Source organism: Pseudomonas sp. ENNP23 (genome assembly GCF_001728945.1).
In the GTDB taxonomy this organism is placed as follows: Bacteria; Pseudomonadota; Gammaproteobacteria; order Pseudomonadales; family Pseudomonadaceae; genus Metapseudomonas; species Metapseudomonas otitidis.
On the sequence record NZ_LYSP01000069.1, the window covers coordinates 1 to 17251 of the forward strand.

At 68.1% G+C, this 17251-nt stretch carries 17 protein-coding genes; 11 read left to right on the forward strand and 6 right to left on the reverse strand.

The features are described 5' to 3' along the window. Positions 1 to 261: 261 nt before the first annotated feature. The 3 genes from A9G05_RS25180 to hpaR all read right to left on the reverse strand — a co-directional run bounded on the left by A9G05_RS25180 (position 262) and on the right by hpaR (position 2250). Positions 262 to 750 (reverse strand): AAA family ATPase, encoded by a 489-nt coding sequence (locus A9G05_RS25180; RefSeq protein WP_069563552.1) that lies wholly within the window; start codon positions 748 to 750, stop codon positions 262 to 264. 157 nt (positions 751 to 907) lie between these two features. After that, the gene (hpaA, locus tag A9G05_RS25185; protein WP_069563553.1) at positions 908 to 1807 is read right to left on the reverse strand and encodes a 4-hydroxyphenylacetate catabolism regulatory protein HpaA; all 900 of its coding nucleotides are present in this window, start codon (positions 1805 to 1807) and stop codon (positions 908 to 910) included. Between the two features lie 20 nt (positions 1808 to 1827). Continuing rightward, positions 1828 to 2250 carry a homoprotocatechuate degradation operon regulator HpaR gene (hpaR, locus tag A9G05_RS25190; RefSeq protein ID WP_044405190.1) on the reverse strand — a complete coding sequence of 141 codons (423 nt, stop codon included), beginning with the start codon at positions 2248 to 2250 and terminating at the stop codon, positions 1828 to 1830. A 332-nt stretch (positions 2251 to 2582) separates the two neighbouring features. Between hpaR and A9G05_RS25195 the strand changes: the two genes are divergently transcribed. The 9 genes from A9G05_RS25195 (at position 2583) to A9G05_RS25235 (ending at position 11552) form a co-directional block, all read left to right on the forward strand. Further along, entirely contained in the window at positions 2583 to 3263 is a 681-nt protein-coding gene (locus tag A9G05_RS25195) for a fumarylacetoacetate hydrolase family protein (protein WP_069563554.1), read from the forward strand. 11 nt (positions 3264 to 3274) lie between these two features. Beyond that, complete coding sequence (locus A9G05_RS25200) at positions 3275 to 4048, forward strand: fumarylacetoacetate hydrolase family protein (protein ID WP_069563555.1); 774 nt, start codon at positions 3275 to 3277, stop codon at positions 4046 to 4048. 2 nt (positions 4049 to 4050) lie between these two features. Then, entirely contained in the window at positions 4051 to 5511 is a 1461-nt protein-coding gene (hpaE, locus tag A9G05_RS25205; protein ID WP_069563556.1) for a 5-carboxymethyl-2-hydroxymuconate semialdehyde dehydrogenase, read from the forward strand. A gap of 132 nt (positions 5512 to 5643) precedes the next feature. Next, a complete protein-coding gene (gene hpaD / locus A9G05_RS25210) occupies positions 5644 to 6567 on the forward strand; it encodes a 3,4-dihydroxyphenylacetate 2,3-dioxygenase (protein WP_069563557.1) in 924 nt (307 codons plus the stop codon). Between the two features lie 10 nt (positions 6568 to 6577). Continuing rightward, positions 6578 to 6970, forward strand: a complete 393-nt coding sequence (locus tag A9G05_RS25215; protein WP_044405200.1) for a 5-carboxymethyl-2-hydroxymuconate Delta-isomerase — start codon at positions 6578 to 6580, stop codon at positions 6968 to 6970. Between the two features lie 81 nt (positions 6971 to 7051). Continuing rightward, entirely contained in the window at positions 7052 to 8362 is a 1311-nt protein-coding gene (locus tag A9G05_RS25220) for an MFS transporter (RefSeq protein WP_069563558.1), read from the forward strand. 13 nt (positions 8363 to 8375) lie between these two features. Further along, positions 8376 to 9179 (forward strand): 2-oxo-hept-4-ene-1,7-dioate hydratase, encoded by an 804-nt coding sequence (gene hpaH, locus A9G05_RS25225; RefSeq protein ID WP_069563559.1) that lies wholly within the window; start codon positions 8376 to 8378, stop codon positions 9177 to 9179. Between the two features lie 22 nt (positions 9180 to 9201). Then, positions 9202 to 10005, forward strand: a complete 804-nt coding sequence (gene hpaI / locus A9G05_RS25230) for a 4-hydroxy-2-oxoheptanedioate aldolase (RefSeq protein ID WP_069563560.1) — start codon at positions 9202 to 9204, stop codon at positions 10003 to 10005. A 92-nt stretch (positions 10006 to 10097) separates the two neighbouring features. Then, a complete protein-coding gene (locus A9G05_RS25235; RefSeq protein WP_069563561.1) occupies positions 10098 to 11552 on the forward strand; it encodes an NAD-dependent succinate-semialdehyde dehydrogenase in 1455 nt (484 codons plus the stop codon). 225 nt (positions 11553 to 11777) lie between these two features. Here A9G05_RS25235 and A9G05_RS25240 read toward each other — a convergent pair whose 3' ends face one another. The 3 genes from A9G05_RS25240 to pedF form a co-directional block, all read right to left on the reverse strand. Continuing rightward, a complete protein-coding gene (locus tag A9G05_RS25240; RefSeq protein WP_069563565.1) occupies positions 11778 to 12710 on the reverse strand; it encodes a quinoprotein relay system zinc metallohydrolase 1 in 933 nt (310 codons plus the stop codon). An 80-nt stretch (positions 12711 to 12790) separates the two neighbouring features. Continuing rightward, positions 12791 to 13540, reverse strand: a complete 750-nt coding sequence (locus A9G05_RS25245; RefSeq protein ID WP_083272670.1) for a quinoprotein dehydrogenase-associated SoxYZ-like carrier — start codon at positions 13538 to 13540, stop codon at positions 12791 to 12793. A gap of 3 nt (positions 13541 to 13543) precedes the next feature. Further along, on the reverse strand, positions 13544 to 13984 hold the full coding sequence (gene pedF / locus A9G05_RS25250; protein ID WP_069563562.1) for a cytochrome c-550 PedF: 441 nt from the start codon (positions 13982 to 13984) through the stop codon (positions 13544 to 13546). 309 nt (positions 13985 to 14293) lie between these two features. Between pedF and exaA the strand changes: the two genes are divergently transcribed. Beyond that, the gene (exaA, locus tag A9G05_RS25255) at positions 14294 to 16159 is read left to right on the forward strand and encodes a quinoprotein ethanol dehydrogenase (protein ID WP_069563563.1); all 1866 of its coding nucleotides are present in this window, start codon (positions 14294 to 14296) and stop codon (positions 16157 to 16159) included. A 53-nt stretch (positions 16160 to 16212) separates the two neighbouring features. Continuing rightward, entirely contained in the window at positions 16213 to 16899 is a 687-nt protein-coding gene (locus A9G05_RS25260; protein ID WP_069563564.1) for a pentapeptide repeat-containing protein, read from the forward strand. The last annotated feature ends 352 nt before the right edge of the window (positions 16900 to 17251 follow it).

A 17251-nucleotide genomic window follows, 5' to 3' on the forward strand; every position in this document is an offset into this window, starting at 1 on the left:
TGCGGGCAGCAGGTTTTCCACTCATGGAGCACTTCCCTGTATCCGGTGACTGAAACTCGACACGGCTGGCCTATGGCCTTGAGGAATCTCAAAACCAAAGCCCCACTGACCGCTTCGAGATGAGCGCCGGAACCTAGCAGACCTAACCTGCGCAACTTCTTGCGCAGCACCGCGCTAACCCTCGTGAACGCTGGCACAACGAAATTTGTAATCGTTCTTTACAGAGCAAGGAGGCGCGAGCGGAGGGCGCCATTTATCACTTCAGCGCAGCACGGCCCGGATCGCCTCCAGCGCCGCGTCCACCGTCAGCCGGGCCGTGTCGACGGTGAAGGGCGGGCTGTCCCACGGGTCGAACTCATGCCGCTGCAAGGACGCCCAGGTGGGCGGCACCAGGCCCGGAATGTCGCCCTGGCGCGTCTCGACCCGGCGCCGGTGCTCGGCCGCATCACTGCAGATCACTTGCACGTCGCACAGCCTCGCACCGGCGTCGGCTGCCACCTGTGCCCAGGCCTGGCGGCTCTCGGCCACCGGGTTGACGCAATCCACCACCACCCGATGCCCCAGCCGCAGGTTGCCCAGGGCCAGGCCATTGGCCACGCGGTAGCCGCTGGTGCCCACGTCGGCGGCGATGTCGGCATCGCGGATGGCCTGTTCGATCACGTCGAGCCGCAGGTACACCGCGCCCAGTTCGCGGGCCAGGCGCGATGCGAGCACGGTCTTGCCGGTGCCCGGCAAGCCACTGAAGGGCACCTCTAGAAACTACCTGCGTTGTCATCGCCGCGTTAAAAACAGGCTCAAAATGCTCATTTACAGTACGTAAACTGCGCTTTTTCGCCTGTTTTTGCCTTGCGCTGACGGCCTCGCCTACGTTTCTAGAGGCGCCCTTACGACGATCAGCACGCTCATTTCATTCCGTCCCTCGGCTGCTGCGGTAGGCCCCCGGGGTCATCCCGGCGTGGCGGGTGAAGAAGCGGCTGAAGTAGGCCGGGTCCTTGAAGCCCAGGCGGTAGCCGATGCCGTTCACCGACTCCCCGGTGAACAGCAGCAGGCGCCGCGCTTCCTGCATCAGCCGTTCGAACACCAGGCGCTTGGAGGGCATGCCGGCGATGCGTCGGCACACCTCGTTGAGCCGTGCCTCGGTCACGCCCAGGGCATCGGCGTACTGGCCCAGGCCCCAGTGCTCGGGATAGCGCTGTTCGATCAGCACGTTGAAGCGCTGGAAGATGTGCAGGTCCTCGCGGCGGGCCGGCTGGGCGGCCAGGGAGCGGCTGGAGAGGCGCAACAGGCTGATGAAGATCAGCTCGGTCAGTGCCACCAGGCTCAGGGCGCGGCCCGGTCGGCTGTCGGCGAACTCCTGGCGCAGTTCGTCGAACAACAGGTTCAGGCGCGCCACCTCCCCTTCGTAGCGCGACTCCAGCGCCCCCACCGACACGCACAACGGCGCGATGCGCGGGCCGCTGGCAAGCCCGGCGTGGGCCTCCAGCAGCGGCCACACCAGTTGCTGGCGCACGGTCAGCACATGGCCGTCGCTTTCCGCATCGGTGACGAAGGCGTGGGTGACGGTGGGCGGGGTGAGGAAGAACATCGGCCCTTCCTGGACGAAGCCCTCGTCGTCGAGGAACACCCGCACGGTGCCGCTCTTGACGTAGTGCACCTGGAAGAAGCGGTCGTGGCGGTGCACCGGCATGTTGCGGCCGAAGAAGTCGGCGAGCTTGCCGAGCGCCTCGTAGTGCACGTCGGCATCGGCGTAGCGCTGGTCATAGACCTGGCCGATGTCGATGTTGGGGATGGGCGAGGACACCGCCATCGTGGCCGCCTCCGCGGGGCTCAGGGCTTGATCTGCTTCAGCTCGTTGAGCAGGTCCAGGAGCTGCTGCAGCTTGGCCTCGCCGAACTGCTGGTGGATCTTCTGGTAGTTGCGCTCCATGCCATCGCTCATGGACACGAAGCACTGCTGGCCCTTCTCGGTCAGGCCGACGAAGACCCGGCGCTGGTCCTGGGCGGACTTCCAGCGGCGCACCACGCCATCACGCTCCAGGCGCGCCAGCACGCCGGTCATGCTCGGCTTGAGGATGCAGGCCTGCTGCGCCAGCTGGTGGCTTTCCATCTCGCCGGACTGGCGCAGGATGCGGATGACCCGCCACTGCTGCTCGGTCAGCCCGTGCTGGTTGAGCAGCGGCCTGAAGAAGGCCATGGCGGCCTCGCGGGCCTGCAGCAGGGTCAGGGTCAGGGACGGTCGTGGGGTCGACATCAGGCGGTCTCGGTGGGAAGTGAAGGTGAAGAATTTAATCAACAACCGCCGAACCGAGGCAATTACCTTCCTGCTGCCACAGCCTGTAAGCCCCCGCCTGGCAACCCGGTGCAACTCGGTTTGGCAGCCAGCGACAAGTCCCGTTTGCCCTCCGCGCTTTAAATAGCCACAGCCCGATCGCACGACCAAGGCTTGATTGTCGTTAACATATTAACTATAAAAGTTAACCTGTTAATGAGTTAACGGTTTTCAGGTGCTGCGCTCCCACCGTCGAGCCCACCTGGTTTTTTCATCGGGGCCCTGCCCCACCTGCGTCAGGAGTGAACAGATCCATGCGTCGCGCCACTAGCGAAGTCGCCCAAGGCACCCTGTTCGGCGTCGCGCTGAACTACAGGGGGCTGCTGGAAAGCCGACTGCCCGAGTTCAACGAGCCGCCCTACCAGAAGCCGCCGGTCAAGCCGGTGCTCTTCATCAAGACCCCGAACACCCGCAACCACGACGGCGGCACCGTGCCCTTCCCGGCGGGCGAGCGCCTGCAGCCGGGCCCGGCCCTGGGTGTGGTGATCGGCCGCGACGCCAGCCGCGTCAGCGCCGAGGACGCCCTGGCCCACGTGGCCGGCTACGTCATCGTCAACGAGTTCAGCCTGCCGGAAACGAGCTACTACCGCCCGGCGGTGAAAGCCAAGTGCCGCGACGGCTTCTGCGCCCTCTCCGACGAGCTGGTACCGGTCGAGAGCATCGGCAACCCGCACGCCCTGGGCATCCGCCTGCGGGTGAACGGCGAGCTGCGCCAGGAGAACAGCACCGCCAACCTGGTGCGCAGCATCCCCCAGCTGATCGCCGAGATCAGCGAGTTCATGACCCTGCACGAAGGCGACGTGCTGATCACCGGCACCCCGGAAGGCCGCGTCGACGTACAGCCCGGCGACGAGGTGCTGGTGGAAATCGACGGCCTCGGCCGCCTCGCCAACACCGTGGTTGCGCAGATGACTGCGCAAACGGTTGCGCAATAAAGGAGTCCCTGATGAAACACGCACGTATCCGTTACCAGGGCGACATCCACACCGTGACCGTCGAAGACGGCAACGCCGTCCGCCTCGCCGATGGCCGCCTGCTGGCCGAAGACCAGGTCGAGTGGCTGCCCCCCGCCACCGGCAGCATGTTCGCCCTCGGCCTGAACTACGCCGACCACGCCGCCGAACTGGCCTTCAAGGCGCCCACCGAGCCGCTGGCCTTCATCAAGTCCCCCGGCACCTACACCGGCCACAACCAGGTCACCTGGCGCCCGGACAACGTCGCCTACATGCACTACGAGTGCGAGCTGGTGGCGGTGATCGGCAAGCCCGCGCGCAACGTCAAGCGCGAGGACGCCCTGCAGTACCTGGCCGGCTACACCGTGTGCAACGACTACGCCATCCGCGACTATCTGGAGAACTACTACCGCCCCAACCTGCGGGTGAAGAACCGCGACTGCACCACCCCGGTCGGCCCCTGGATCGTCGACGCCGCCGACGTGCCGGACCCGTCGAAGCTCAGGCTGCGCACCTGGATCAACGGCGAGCTGAAGCAGGAAGGCACCACCGCCGACATGATCTTCGACATCCCCTACCTGATCGAATACTTCTCCAGCTTCATGACCCTGCAGCCGGGCGACATGATCGCCACCGGCACGCCGGAGGGCCTGGCCGACGTGGTGCCGGGCGATGAAGTGGTGGTGGAAGTGGAAGGCGTCGGCCGCCTGGTCAACCGAATCGTCAGCGAAGCCGAGTTCTTCGCGTCCCGTAACAACGAGGTCTGAACATGATCAAGCACTGGATCGATGGCCGTGAGGTCGAAAGCAAGGAAGTCTTCACCAACTACAACCCCGCCACAGGCGACGCCATCGGTGAAGTCGCCAGCGGCGGCGCCGAAGAGATCGCCGCAGCCGTCGCCGCCGCCAAGGAGGCCTTCCCCAAGTGGGCCAACACCCCGGCCAAGGAGCGCGCCAAGCTGATGCGCAAGCTGGGTGAGCTGATCGATGCGAACGTGCCCAAGCTGGCCGAGCTGGAGACCCTGGACACCGGCCTGCCGATCCACCAGACCAGGAACGTGCTGATCCCCCGCGCCTCGCACAACTTCGAGTTCTTCGCCGAGGTCTGCACCCGCATGGACGGCCACAGCTACCCGGTGGACGACCAGATGCTCAACTACACCCTCTACCAGCCGGTGGGCGTGTGCGGCCTGGTTTCCCCGTGGAACGTGCCGTTCATGACCGCCACCTGGAAGACCGCGCCCTGCCTGGCCCTGGGCAACACCGCCGTGCTGAAGATGAGCGAACTGTCGCCGCTGACCGCCAACGAACTGGGTCGCCTGGCGCTGGAAGCCGGCATTCCCAAGGGCGTGCTCAACGTGGTGCAGGGTTACGGCGCCACCGCTGGCGACGCCCTGGTCCGCCACCCGGACGTGCGCGCCATCTCCTTCACCGGCGGCACCGCCACCGGCCGCAAGATCATGCAGACCGCCGGCCTGAAGAAGTACTCCATGGAGCTGGGCGGCAAGTCCCCGGTGCTGATCTTCGATGACGCCGACCTCGACCGCGCCCTCGACGCCGCGCTGTTCACCATCTTCTCGCTCAACGGCGAGCGCTGCACCGCCGGCAGCCGCATCTTCATCCAGGAGACCGTCTACGACCGCTTCGTCGCCGAGTTCGCCGCCCGCGCCAAGCGCCTGATCGTCGGCGACCCGCAGGACCCGAAGACCCAGGTCGGCTCGATGATCACCCAGGCCCACTACGACAAGGTCACCGGCTACATCCGCATCGGCATCGAAGAAGGCGCCACCCTGCTGGCCGGCGGCCTGGAGCGCCCGGCGGGCCTGCCCGCGCACCTGTCCAGGGGCCAGTTCATCCAGCCCACCGTCTTCGCCGACGTGGACAACCGCATGCGCATCGCCCAGGAAGAGATCTTCGGCCCGGTGGTGTGCCTGATGAAATTCAAGGACGAGGCCGAGGCCCTGCGCCTGGCCAACGACACTGAATACGGCCTGGCCTCCTACATCTGGACCCAGGACATCGGCAAGGCCCACCGCCTGGCCCGTGGCATCGAAGCCGGCATGGTCTTCATCAACAGCCAGAACGTGCGCGACCTGCGCCAGCCGTTCGGCGGTGTGAAGGGCTCCGGCACCGGTCGCGAAGGCGGCCAGTACAGCTTCGAAGTGTTCGCCGAGATCAAGAACGTGTGCATCTCCATGGGGAGCCACCACATTCCCCGCTGGGGCGTGTAGCCACGCCGGGTACTCATGCAGAACGCCCAGGTGCCGGGTCCCGGCACCCAGGGCGTCGTATCAGCTGGCGTGCATCCACAACCACAAGAATCCCGGCCGCCCCACCAGGCGCCCGCCACCAGGAGAACCGTCATGGGCAACGTTGCTCTGGCTGCCAAGATCACCCACGTCCCCTCCATGTACCTGTCGGAGCTGCCCGGCCCGCGCCACGGCTTCCGCCAGGCCGCCATCGACGGGCACATCGAGATCGGTCGCCGCTGCCGCGAACTGAACGTCGACACCATCGTGGTGTTCGACACCCACTGGCTGGTCAACGCCAACTACCACGTCAACTGCGCCGCCCAGTTCGAAGGGCTCTACACCAGCAACGAACTGCCGCACTTCATCAGCAACATGGACTACGCCTTCCCCGGCAACCCCGAGCTGGGCCGCCTGCTGGCCGAGGAATGCAACCGCCTGGGCGTGGAGACCATGGCCCACGACGCCACCACCCTCGCCCCCGAGTACGGCACCCTGGTGCCCATGCGCTACATGAACACCGACCGCCACTTCAAGGTCATCTCCGTCTCCGCCCTGTGCACCTCCCACTACCTCAACGACAGCGCCCGCCTCGGCTGGGCCATGCGCCAGGCCGTGGAGAAGCACTACGACGGCAACGTCGCCTTCCTCGCCAGCGGCTCGCTGTCCCACCGCTTCGCCCAGAACGGCCAGGCCCCCGGGTTCGCCACCAAGGTCTGGAGCCCCTTCCTGGAGACCCTCGACCACCGCGTGGTGCAGATGTGGCAGGACGGCGAATGGGAGGACTTCTGCGCCATGCTCCCCGAGTACGCCGTCAAGGGTCATGGCGAAGGCTTCATGCACGACACCGCCATGCTGCTCGGGGCACTGGGCTGGTCGAAGTACGACGGCAAGGCAGAGGTCGTGACCCCCTACTTCGGCTCCTCCGGCACCGGCCAGATCAACGCCATCTTCCCGGTCACCCCCCAGGACGGCTCGGCCATTCCCGCCGCCCAGGCCTCCAACCCCGGCGGCAACCCCACCGGCAGCCGCCTCTGAGGACCGCGCCATGCCGCACTTCATCGCCGAATACACCCACAACATCGAAGCCGAGGCCGACCTGCCCGGCCTGTTCGAGAAGGTCCACGCCTGCCTGGGCGCCTCCGGGGTCTTCCCCCTCGGCGGCATCCGCAGCCGTGCCGTGCGCCTGGACACCTGGCGCATGGCCGACGGCCAGCACGACTACGCCTTCGTCCACATGACCCTGAAGGTGGGCGCCGGCCGCGACCTGGCCACCCGCCGCCAGGTGGCCGATGCGCTGTTCGAGGTGATCAGCGGCCACTTCGCCGCGCTCCAGGCCCGGCGCCTGCTGGCCCTCTCCTTCGAGATGACCGAGCTGGACGCCGAGCTCAACTACAAGCTCAACAACGTCCACGCCTTCCTCAAGGGCCAGGCCGGCTGACCCCCGGCCCACCGCCGGTGCGGGGTGGCAACGCCCCGCGCCGCGCACCCCGACGCGACTCCCAACAAGAAGTACAAGACCATGAGCACCGCCCACACCGCCTGCCCCACCGGCGCTGACCACGCCACCCGCGACACCACCCACCGCACCGTCACCTGGCGGCTCATGCCGCTGCTGCTGGTGTGCTACCTGTTCGCCCACCTGGACCGCATCAACATCGGCTTCGCCAAGATGCAACTGAGCGCCGACCTGCAGTTCAGCGACACCGTCTACGGCTTCGGCGCCGGTCTGTTCTTCATCGCCTACGCCCTGTTCGGCGTGCCCAGCAACCTCGCCCTCGACCGCGTCGGCCCGCGCCGCTGGATCGCCACCCTGATGGTGGTCTGGGGCGTGCTCTCCACCAGCATGTTCCTGGTGCAGGGCGCCACCGGCTTCTACGTCCTGCGCTTTTTGCTGGGGGTCGCCGAGGCCGGTTTCTTCCCCGGCATCCTCGTCTACCTCAACCGCTGGTACCCGGCCCGCCGCCGCGCGCAGATCACCGCCCTGTTCGCCATCGCCGTGCCCATGGCCGGGGTCATCGGCGGGCCGCTGTCCGGCGCCATCCTCGAAGGCTTCCACGACGCCCTCGGCCTGCGCGGCTGGCAGTGGATGTTCCTCCTCGAAGGCGCCCCCGTGGTGCTGCTCGGCCTGCTGGTCTGGGCGCGCCTGCCGGAGCGCTTCGATGACGTCGCCTGGCTCGACGACGCCCAGAAGCGCCAACTGCGCGAAGACATGGCCCAGGAGGAACAGCGCAAGCCGATCACCTCCTTCGCCGGCATCCTGCGCGACCGCCACGTCTGGCTGCTGGTGGCCATCTACTTCGCCGTGATGCTCGCGGTGAACACCCTGGCCTTCTGGATGCCCACCCTGATCCACGGCGCCGGCGTCGCCCGCGACAGCCAGGTCGGCCTGCTCAGCGCCGTGCCCTACCTCGCCGGGGTGTTCTTCATGCTCGCCTGCGGCCGCTCCTCGGACCGCCACCGTGAACGCCGCTGGCACCTTTGCGTGCCGCTGCTGATGTGCGCCATCGGCATCGCCAGCAGCGGCCTCGCACCCACCAGCGCGATCCCCGTGCTGGCCGGCCTGATCGTCGCCGGCATGGGCGCCAGCGCCGCCCTGCCGATGTTCTGGCAACTGCCGCCGGCCTTCCTCTCCGACAAGGCCCAGGCCGCCGGCATCGGCCTGATCAGCTCCTTCGGCAGCATCGCCTCGTTCCTCGCGCCCTACCTCATCGGCTGGATGCGCGACACCACCCAGAGCGCCAGCCTCGCGCTGTTCGTCCTGGCCTTCTTCATCGCCCTCGGCGCCGGACTGGTGCTGCGCACCCCCGCCGCCCTGGTCAACCCACGCTAAGAGAGACCCCACCATGCTCGACGCCACCCTGATCCAGCAGGCCGCCGCCCGACTCGACGCCGCCGAACGCTCGCGGCAGCAGATCCGCCAGTTCTCCCTGGACCACCCCGGCATCACCCTCGAAGACGCCTACGCCATCCAGCGCGCCTGGGTGGCGCAGAAGATCCAGGACGGGCGCAAGCTGGTAGGCCACAAGATCGGCCTCACCTCCCGCGCCATGCAGGTGTCCTCCAACATCACCGAGCCGGACTACGGCGCGCTGCTGGATGACATGTTCTTCGACGAAGGCACCGACATCCCCTTCGAGCGCTTCATCGTCCCCCGCGTGGAAGTGGAGCTGGCCTTCGTCCTCGGCAAGCCGCTGCGCGGGCCGAACGTCACCCTGTTCGACGTGCTCGACGCCACCGAGTGGGTCATCCCCGCCCTGGAGATCATCGACGCCCGCATCCAGCAGGTGGACCCGCAGACCCAGGCCACCCGCAAGGTCTTCGACACCATCTCCGACAACGCCGCCAACGCCGGCGTGGTGATGGGCGGGCGCGCCGTGCGCCCCACCGAGATCGACCTGCGCCGCGTGCCCGCCGTGCTCTACCGCAATGGCGTGATCGAGGAATCCGGCGTCTCCGCCGCTGTGCTCAACCACCCGGCCAAGGGCGTTGCCTGGCTGGCCAACAAACTGGCGCCCTACGACGTCACCCTGGAAGCCGGACAGATCATTCTCGGCGGCTCCTTCACCCGCCCGGTGGCCGCCCGCCCCGGCGACACCTTCCATGTCGACTACGATCAGTTGGGCTCGATTGCCTGCCGCTTCGTCTGAGACCCGCCCACAAGGAGTCCCCATGGACATGCCCGTCAACACATTCAAGCAACGCCTACTGGCCGGTGACGCCCAGGTCGGCCTGTGGCTCGGCCTGGCCGACCCGTACTGCGCGGAGTTGGCCGCCAACGCCGGCTTCGACTGGTTGGTGATCGACGGCGAGCACGCCCCCAACGACCTGCGCAGCCTGCTCGGCCAGTTGCAGGCCGTGGCGCCCTACCCCGCCCAGCCGATCATCCGCCCGCCCATCGGCGACCCGGTGCTGATCAAGCAACTGCTCGACATCGGCGTGCAGACCCTGCTGGTGCCCATGGTGGACTCCGCCGCCCAGGCCGCCGAACTGGTGCGTGCCATGCGCTACCCGCCCTTCGGCATCCGTGGCGTCGGCAGCGCCCTGGCCCGCGCCTCGCGCTGGAACAGCGTGCCCGGCTACCTGGACCAGGCGGACGAGCAGATGTGCCTGCTGGTGCAGATCGAGAACCTCGACGGCCTGGCCAACCTCGACGCCATCGCCGCCGTGGAGGGCGTGGACGGCGTGTTCATCGGCCCGGCCGATCTCTCCGCCGCCATGGGCTATCGCGGCAACCCCGGCCACCCCGAGGTGCAGGCCGCCATCGAAGACGCCATCGCCCGCATCCGCCAGGCCGGCAAGGCCGTCGGCATCCTCAGCGCTGACGAAGCCCTGGCCCGCCGTTACCTGGCGCTGGGCTGCAGCTTCGTCGCCGTCGGCGTCGACACCAGCCTGCTGATGAACGCCCTGCAAGGCCTCGCCAGCCGCTTCAAGGGCACGCCCGCGCCGCCGCCCAGCGCCGGCAGCGTCTACTGACCCGCATTCCCGACCCACCCCCATCAACGTCCGCCCCGGTGCTGCGCGCAGCGCCGGGAACGGGCGACGACCGTCCGAAACAAGGCAGACCGATGAAACTCAACGACCTCAACCTGCTGCGCGAACAGGCCTACGTGAACGGCCAGTGGATCGAAGCCGACGACGAAGGCCGCTTCGCCGTGACCAACCCGGCCAACGGCGAGCTGATCGCCGAAGTCGCCTCCCTCGGCCGGGTGGAAACCGCCCGCGCCATCGACGCCGCCCAGGCCGCCCTGCCCGCCTGGCGCGCGCGCACCGCCAAGGAGCGCAGCACGATCCTGCGTCGCTGGTACGAGCTGATCCTGGCCAACCAGGAGGACCTGGCCCGCCTGCTCAGTTGGGAGCAGGGCAAGCCCCTGGCCGAGAGCCGGGGCGAGATCGCCTACGGCGCCAGCTTCATCGAGTGGTTCGCCGAAGAAGCCAAGCGCGTCTACGGCGACGTCATCCCCCACGACAAGCCCGGCCGCCGCCTGGTGGTGATCAAGCAGGCCATCGGCGTCGTCGCCGCCATCACCCCGTGGAACTTCCCCAACGCCATGATCACCCGCAAGGTCGGCCCGGCCCTGGCCGCCGGCTGCACCGTGGTGCTCAAGCCCGCCTCGGAGACGCCGCTGTCCGCCCTCGCCCTGGCCGCGCTCGGCGAACGCGCCGGGATTCCCGCCGGGGTGCTGAACATCGTCCCCGGCACCCGCTCGCGGGAGATCGGCGCCGAACTGACCGGCAACCCGCGGGTGCAGAAGCTCTCCTTCACCGGCTCCACCGGCATCGGCAAGCTGCTGATGGCCCAGTGCGCCGAGACCATCAAGAAGGTCAGCCTGGAACTGGGCGGCAACGCGCCCTTCATCGTCTTCGACGACGCCGACCTCGACGCCGCCGTGCAGGGCGCCCTCGGCTCCAAGTTCCGCAACAGCGGGCAGACCTGCGTCTGCACCAACCGCCTGCTGGTGCAAAGCGGCGTGCACGACGAATTCGCCCGGCGCCTGGTGGCGGCGGTCAATGCCCTCAAGGTGGCCCCGGCCGATGACGACGGCGCCCAGCAGGGCCCGCTGATCAACGCCAAGGCCGTGGCCAAGGTGGAGGAACACATCGCCGACGCCGTCGCCAAGGGCGCCCGTGTCCTGGCCGGCGGCAAGCCCCATGTCCTGGGCGGCCACTTCTTCGAGCCCACCGTGCTCGGCGAGGTGACCCCGGACATGCTGGTGGCCCGCGACGAGACCTTCGGCCCGCTGGCGCCGATCTTCCGCTTCGACACCGAGGAGCAGGCCATCGCCATGGCCAACGACACCGAATTCGGCCTCGCCTCCTACCTCTACACCCGCGACCTCGGCCGCGCCTGGCGGGTCAGCGAAGCCCTCGAATACGGCATGGTCGGCGTCAACGAAGGCCTCATCTCCACCGAAGTCGCCCCCTTCGGCGGCATCAAGCAATCCGGCCTCGGCCGCGAAGGCTCCAGATACGGCATCGACGACTACATCGAGCAGAAGTACATGTGCCTGGGCATCGCCTGATGCCCAACCCGCACAGCACATAGCTTCTCCATCCCCATGGCGCTCGGCCTGGCTACGGCGGTGGAACGCTGAAGCGCAATCCACCCTGGGGACCCTGCGTCCCCACGGGAACAGGCGGCTGAAACGAACGGACACGGCCGACGCCGGACTTTTACGGGCCAAGGGTGAGTGGATGCTAGAAGCGCGCCGCTCCAACGGTTTGCGCCCATGGGTGCGGTGGCCTCCTCATTCGCTCGTAGCACTGTGCAGCACGGCCTGTTCGTAGCGGGGATAGAGGTGGCTGACGCTGCGCACCAGCTCGAAGCGGCTGAGGCTGACGGCGGCGAAGCGCTCGGGAATCGGCGCGCGGATCAACTCGTTCATGTCCGCGCCCTGGGCCGCACCCTCGCGCAGCAGGCCGTCGAGCCAGCCCAGGTAGTCGCGCATCTGCTCGAAGGCGGCGGCGTCCTCGGTGCCCGGCCCGTGGCCGGGCACCAGGTGCTTCCAGGGCAGCGCCTGGAGCTGGCGCAGGTCGTCGAGCCAGACCTCCAGCCCCGGGCTGTTGGGGGTGGTGAGGGCACGTTGATAGAACACAAGGTCGCCGGCGAACAGCACGCCGGTGCGCGCGTCGAGGATGGCCAGGTCGGCCCCGGTGTGGCCGCGCAGGGCCAGCAGGCGCAGCGGGTGGCCGCCCACGGTGCGGGTGCCCGCCTGCACGGCCTGGTCCGGCAGGCGTACTTCGGTGCCGCGCATCCAGTCGCCCACCAGGCGGTACATGTTCTCGGCCATGGCGTCGCCCTGCTGGCGCAGCAGTTCGGTGGTGCCGGGCAGCGCGGCGATGGGCACGTCGGCGAAGGCCTGGTTGCCGAGCACGTGGTCGGGGTGGTGATGGGTGTTGAACACCAACACCACCGGGCGCTCGGTGACCCGGGCGATGGCACGGCGCAGGCTTTCGCCGTAGCGCCGCGAGGGGCCGGTGTCGATCACCACCACGCCGGCATCGGTGACGATGAAGGCGCTGTTGACCACGTTGCCGCCGTTGGCGCTGCTGAAGTTCTCGGTGCTGCCCTCCAGCAGCCAGGTGCCCTCGGCGATGCGCCGGGGCTCCAGGGGGTATTCCGGCTCGGCACGGGACAGCAGCGGCAGCAGGATCAGGAACACCAGCACCAGCAGGCCCATCGCCGGGCGGGTGGCCACGGGCCGTGGTTCGCGGGGATGGGGCTGGTGATGGCGCACGTCTATCTCCTTGAGCGCAGGGTTCAGAAGTCGGCCTCGAACTCGTTGCCGTTATTGTCCCTCAGCCACAGGTGGGTCGGCTCCGGGGTGCGGGTCTCCAGGCTGAGGGTGGGGTTCTCGGCCACGGCGGGGAACAGCTCCAGGCTGGCGAGGACCTCGCCCTTGGGGCTGCGCAGTTCGGCCTGGTTGAGGAAGAACTCGGGCACGCCGCCGACCAGGCCGTTGTCCATGGGGTGGTCGATGCGCAGGCGCAGGCGGCTGGCGCCGTCGTGGGCGAAGCGGGCGCCCTGGATATGCCCGAGGCGCTGCTCCCAGCCCGGCTGGGCGCGCACCACGCTGGGCGCGGTGCAGCCACCGCCGGCGGCGTCGACCCAGGCGGAGCCGACATGCCAGACACCGTCATCGGTGAGCGCGGCAACCCGCACGGCGGTGGCTTGCTCGACACGGATGCGCACGGCCACCACCGGCAGCACCCGCTCGCCGGGGCGAAAGTCGAAGATCCGCGGGATGGGATTCAGCTCGGCCCAGGCCACCAGCCGCCGCACCGGGCCGGGCAGCCCCCGGGCGTCGACCTGGATCGGCACCTGCCGGGCGTCCTCGGCGAAGGGCGGGGCCTGCAGCACCACGCGCGAGTCGAAGACGAAGGGGGCGCCTTCAAGGATGCGCGGGTGGTGGTAGGCCCACATCACCGAGGGCACCGGGTCCGGGCCCGGATCGGGAGCGGCCTGGACGTTCAGGCACAGCCCCAGGGTCAGTGGCAGCCAGCGGCGCATGGCTCACTCGTCCACGTGGACGCTTTCCAGGTAGGCGCGGATGGCCCAGAGCGCTTCCTGGCTGAGGAAGTCGGCCATCTTCGGCATGTACACGGCCCCATCGCGCACGGCGCCGTTGATCACCCGCTCCTTGAACCACTCGTCACCGCTGGCGTCGGTCTCCAGGTAGCGCAGGTCGGGGGCGATGCCGCCGGACTTGGCTTCCAGGCCGTGGCAGCGGGCGCAGTTCTGGTTGTAGGCCGAGGAACCGATCTCCACCGCCAGGGCGTTCTTCTCGTAGGGCGCGCGGTAGGGGTTGGTTTCGCGCCACTCCTTGCCCAGGGGTTCGAGGCCTTCGGTGTTCACCGCCTGGGGCACCACGTCGCCGTGGGCCAGGGCCAGGCCGGAAAGGCCCAGGCCGGCGAGCAGCAGCAGACTGCGCAGGGTGTTCTTGTTGTTGTGCATGACGTCCATCCTCATCGAGATGCAGGGCAAGGCAACGCTCCCCTGGAGCGTGGTGCCGAGGATGGTAAGGAGGCCCCCAGGGGGCCCCGAATGCTGCTTTGGTGGGCGCGCGCTACGCCCTTGGTAGCAGGCCCCGGGGAGGTGCCGGGGGAGGCTTTGGCAGCACGTCCAAGTCATGTCCGGACCGGGAATTTTTCCCGGCCATCGCGGGAGTTTTTCCGTATCCCGGCAAGGGGGTCGCTTCCACTATGCGATACGCCAGGACGCCAGGTGGCGCACTGGTCCTCAACGACCACGGGAACCACAAAGATGACAACAAGATCGCTCCCCCGCTCCCCGCTGGCCCTCGCCGTCAAGGGTCTGCTCCTCGCCGGCGGCCTGGCTGCCACCAGCGCTGCCTTCGCCAAGAACGTCACCTGGGAAGACATCGCCAACGACCATGTCTCGGTCAAGGACGTGCTGCAGTACGGCATGGGCACCAATGCCCAGCGCTGGAGCCCCCTGGCCCAGGTGAACGACCAGAACGTGTTCAAGCTGGTGCCGGCCTGGTCCTCCTCCTTCGGTGACGAGAAACAGCGCGGCCAGGAGTCCCAGGCCATCGTCAGCGACGGGGTGATCTACGTCACCGCGTCCTATTCCCGCGTGTTCGCGCTGGACGCCAAGACCGGCAAGCGCCTGTGGGTCTACAACCACCGCCTGCCGGCCGACATCCGCCCGTGCTGCGACGTGGTCAACCGGGGCGCTGCGATCTTCGGCGACAAGATCTTCTTCGGCACCCTGGACGGCCGCCTGGTGGCGCTGAACAAGGACACCGGCAAGGTGGTGTGGAACAAGAAATTCGGCGACCACACGGCGGGCTACACCATGACCGGCGCGCCGACCCTCATCAAGGACCAGAAGACCGGCAAGGTGCTGCTCATCCACGGCAGCTCCGGTGACGAATTCGGCGTGGTCGGCCAACTGTTCGCCCGCGACCCGGACACCGGCGAGGAAGTCTGGATGCGCCCCTTCGTCGAGGGCCACATGGGCCGCCTGAACGGCAAGGACAGCACCCCCACCGGCGACGTGAAGGCCCCCTCCTGGCCGGACGACAAGGATTCCCCCACCGGCAAGGTGGAAGCCTGGAGCCACGGCGGCGGCGCCCCCTGGCAGAGCGCCAGCTTCGACGCCGAGACCAACACCATCATCGTCGGCGCCGGCAACCCCGGCCCGTGGAACACCTGGGCACGCACCGCCAAGGGCGGCAACCCCCAGGACTACGACAGCCTCTACACCTCCGGCCAGGTGGGCGTGGACCCGAGCACCGGCGAGGTGAAGTGGTTCTACCAGCACACCCCGAACGACGCCTGGGACTTCTCCGGAAACAACGAGCTGGTGCTGTTCGACTACAAGGGCAAGGACGGCAAGACGGTGAAGGCCACCGCCCACGCCGACCGCAACGGCTTCTTCTATGTGGTGGACCGCAGCAACGGCAAGCTGCAGAACGCCTTCCCCTTCGTCGACAACATCACCTGGGCCAGCCACATCGACCTGAAGACCGGTCGCCCGGTGGAGAACGAGGGCCAGCGCCCGCCGCTGCCCGAGCCGGGCCAGAAGCACGGCAGGCCGGTGGAAGTCTCCCCGCCCTTCCTCGGCGGCAAGAACTGGAACCCGATGGCCTACAGCCAGGACACCGGCCTGTTCTACGTGCCGGCCAACAACTGGAAGGAGGACTACTGGACCGAGGAGGTGAACTACAAGAAGGGCTCCGCCTACCTGGGTATGGGCTTCCGCATCAAGCGCATGTACGACGACCACGTCGGCAGCCTGCGCGCCATGGACCCGACCACCGGCAAGGTGGTGTGGGAGCACAACGAGCACCTGCCGCTGTGGGCCGGCGTGCTGGCCACCAAGGGCAACCTGGTGTTCACCGGCACCGGTGACGGCTTCTTCAAGGCCTTCGACGCGAAAACCGGCAAGGAGCTGTGGAAGTTCCAGACCGGCAGCGGGATCGTCTCCCCGCCCATCACCTGGGAACAGGATGGCGAGCAGTACATCGGCGTGACCGTCGGCTACGGCGGTGCCGTGCCGTTGTGGGGCGGTGACATGGCCGAGCTGACCAAGCCGGTCGCCCAGGGCGGCTCGTTCTGGGTGTTCAAGCTGCCGAGCTGGGACAACAAGACCGCCAGCCGCTGACCATCCTGACCGGCGCGCCCTCGGGTGCGCCGGTTCTCGCTCCGGGAGCCGCCATGAACTACCTGCCCATGTTCCTTCCCCTGCTCATGCTGGTCTTCGGCCTCGCCTGGGCCCAGCCCGAATCCACCCAGCCTGCCGCCGCCGACAGCGATGCCGACGCCGTGCGCGTGATCGACGGTTGCCGCCTGGAGCCCGGCGCCCGCTGCCCGGGGGCCAACCTGTCCAACGCCGACCTGAGCAACCTGGACCTGCGCCGCATCGACCTGTCTGGGGCCAACCTGGCCGGTGCCAACCTGCGCCACACCAACCTCGACCTGGCCAACCTGGAGAAGGCCCGGCTGGTGGGCGCCAACCTCACCCGCGCCAGCCTGCAGCAGACCAACCTGCGCCTGGCCGACCTCAGCGATGCGCACCTGATGGCCATCCAGGGCTGGGGCCTGTTCGGCCAGGGCGCGCAATTCAAGGGGGCCGACCTGACCGGCGCCTACCTGGAATTCGCCCGCCTCTCCGGCGCCAAGCTGCACGACGTGAACCTGCAGGCGGCCGACCTGGAGATGACCTTCCTCAGCCGTGCCGACCTCAAGGGCGCCCGCCTCAACGACGCCAACCTGCAGGAGGCCAAGCTCACCGGCGCCAACCTGGAAAACGCCGACCTCAGCGGCACCCGCCAGCACTACGCCTCGTTCCAGGGCGTGAACATGGAAGGCTGCACCGCCTGCCCCTTGGATTGGGAGAAGTAACCGGCACTCCACACACGTTTCTGCAAGGGGCCAGGGAAGGCTCCTTTTTGTGCCTGTACACCCCAGCAATTAGGCAGATCGGTGAAGCACACAGCCCCGCAACGATGGGCTTCGCACAGCTCAGCCCATCCTACGAATGGAGCAGCCGTAGGATGCGATGAGCTGTGCGAACCGCATCAACCCGAGGCACCCGGCGCGGCGGCGGCGGTGGATCGATGGAGCGCGATCCACCTAACGGCGTTTCGCCGGGAATCACCTGCCGGGACACGATGGGCTTCGCACAGCTCAGCCCATCCTACGAACCGAGCAGCCGCAGGATGCGGTGCGCTGTGCGAACCGCATCAACCCAGGG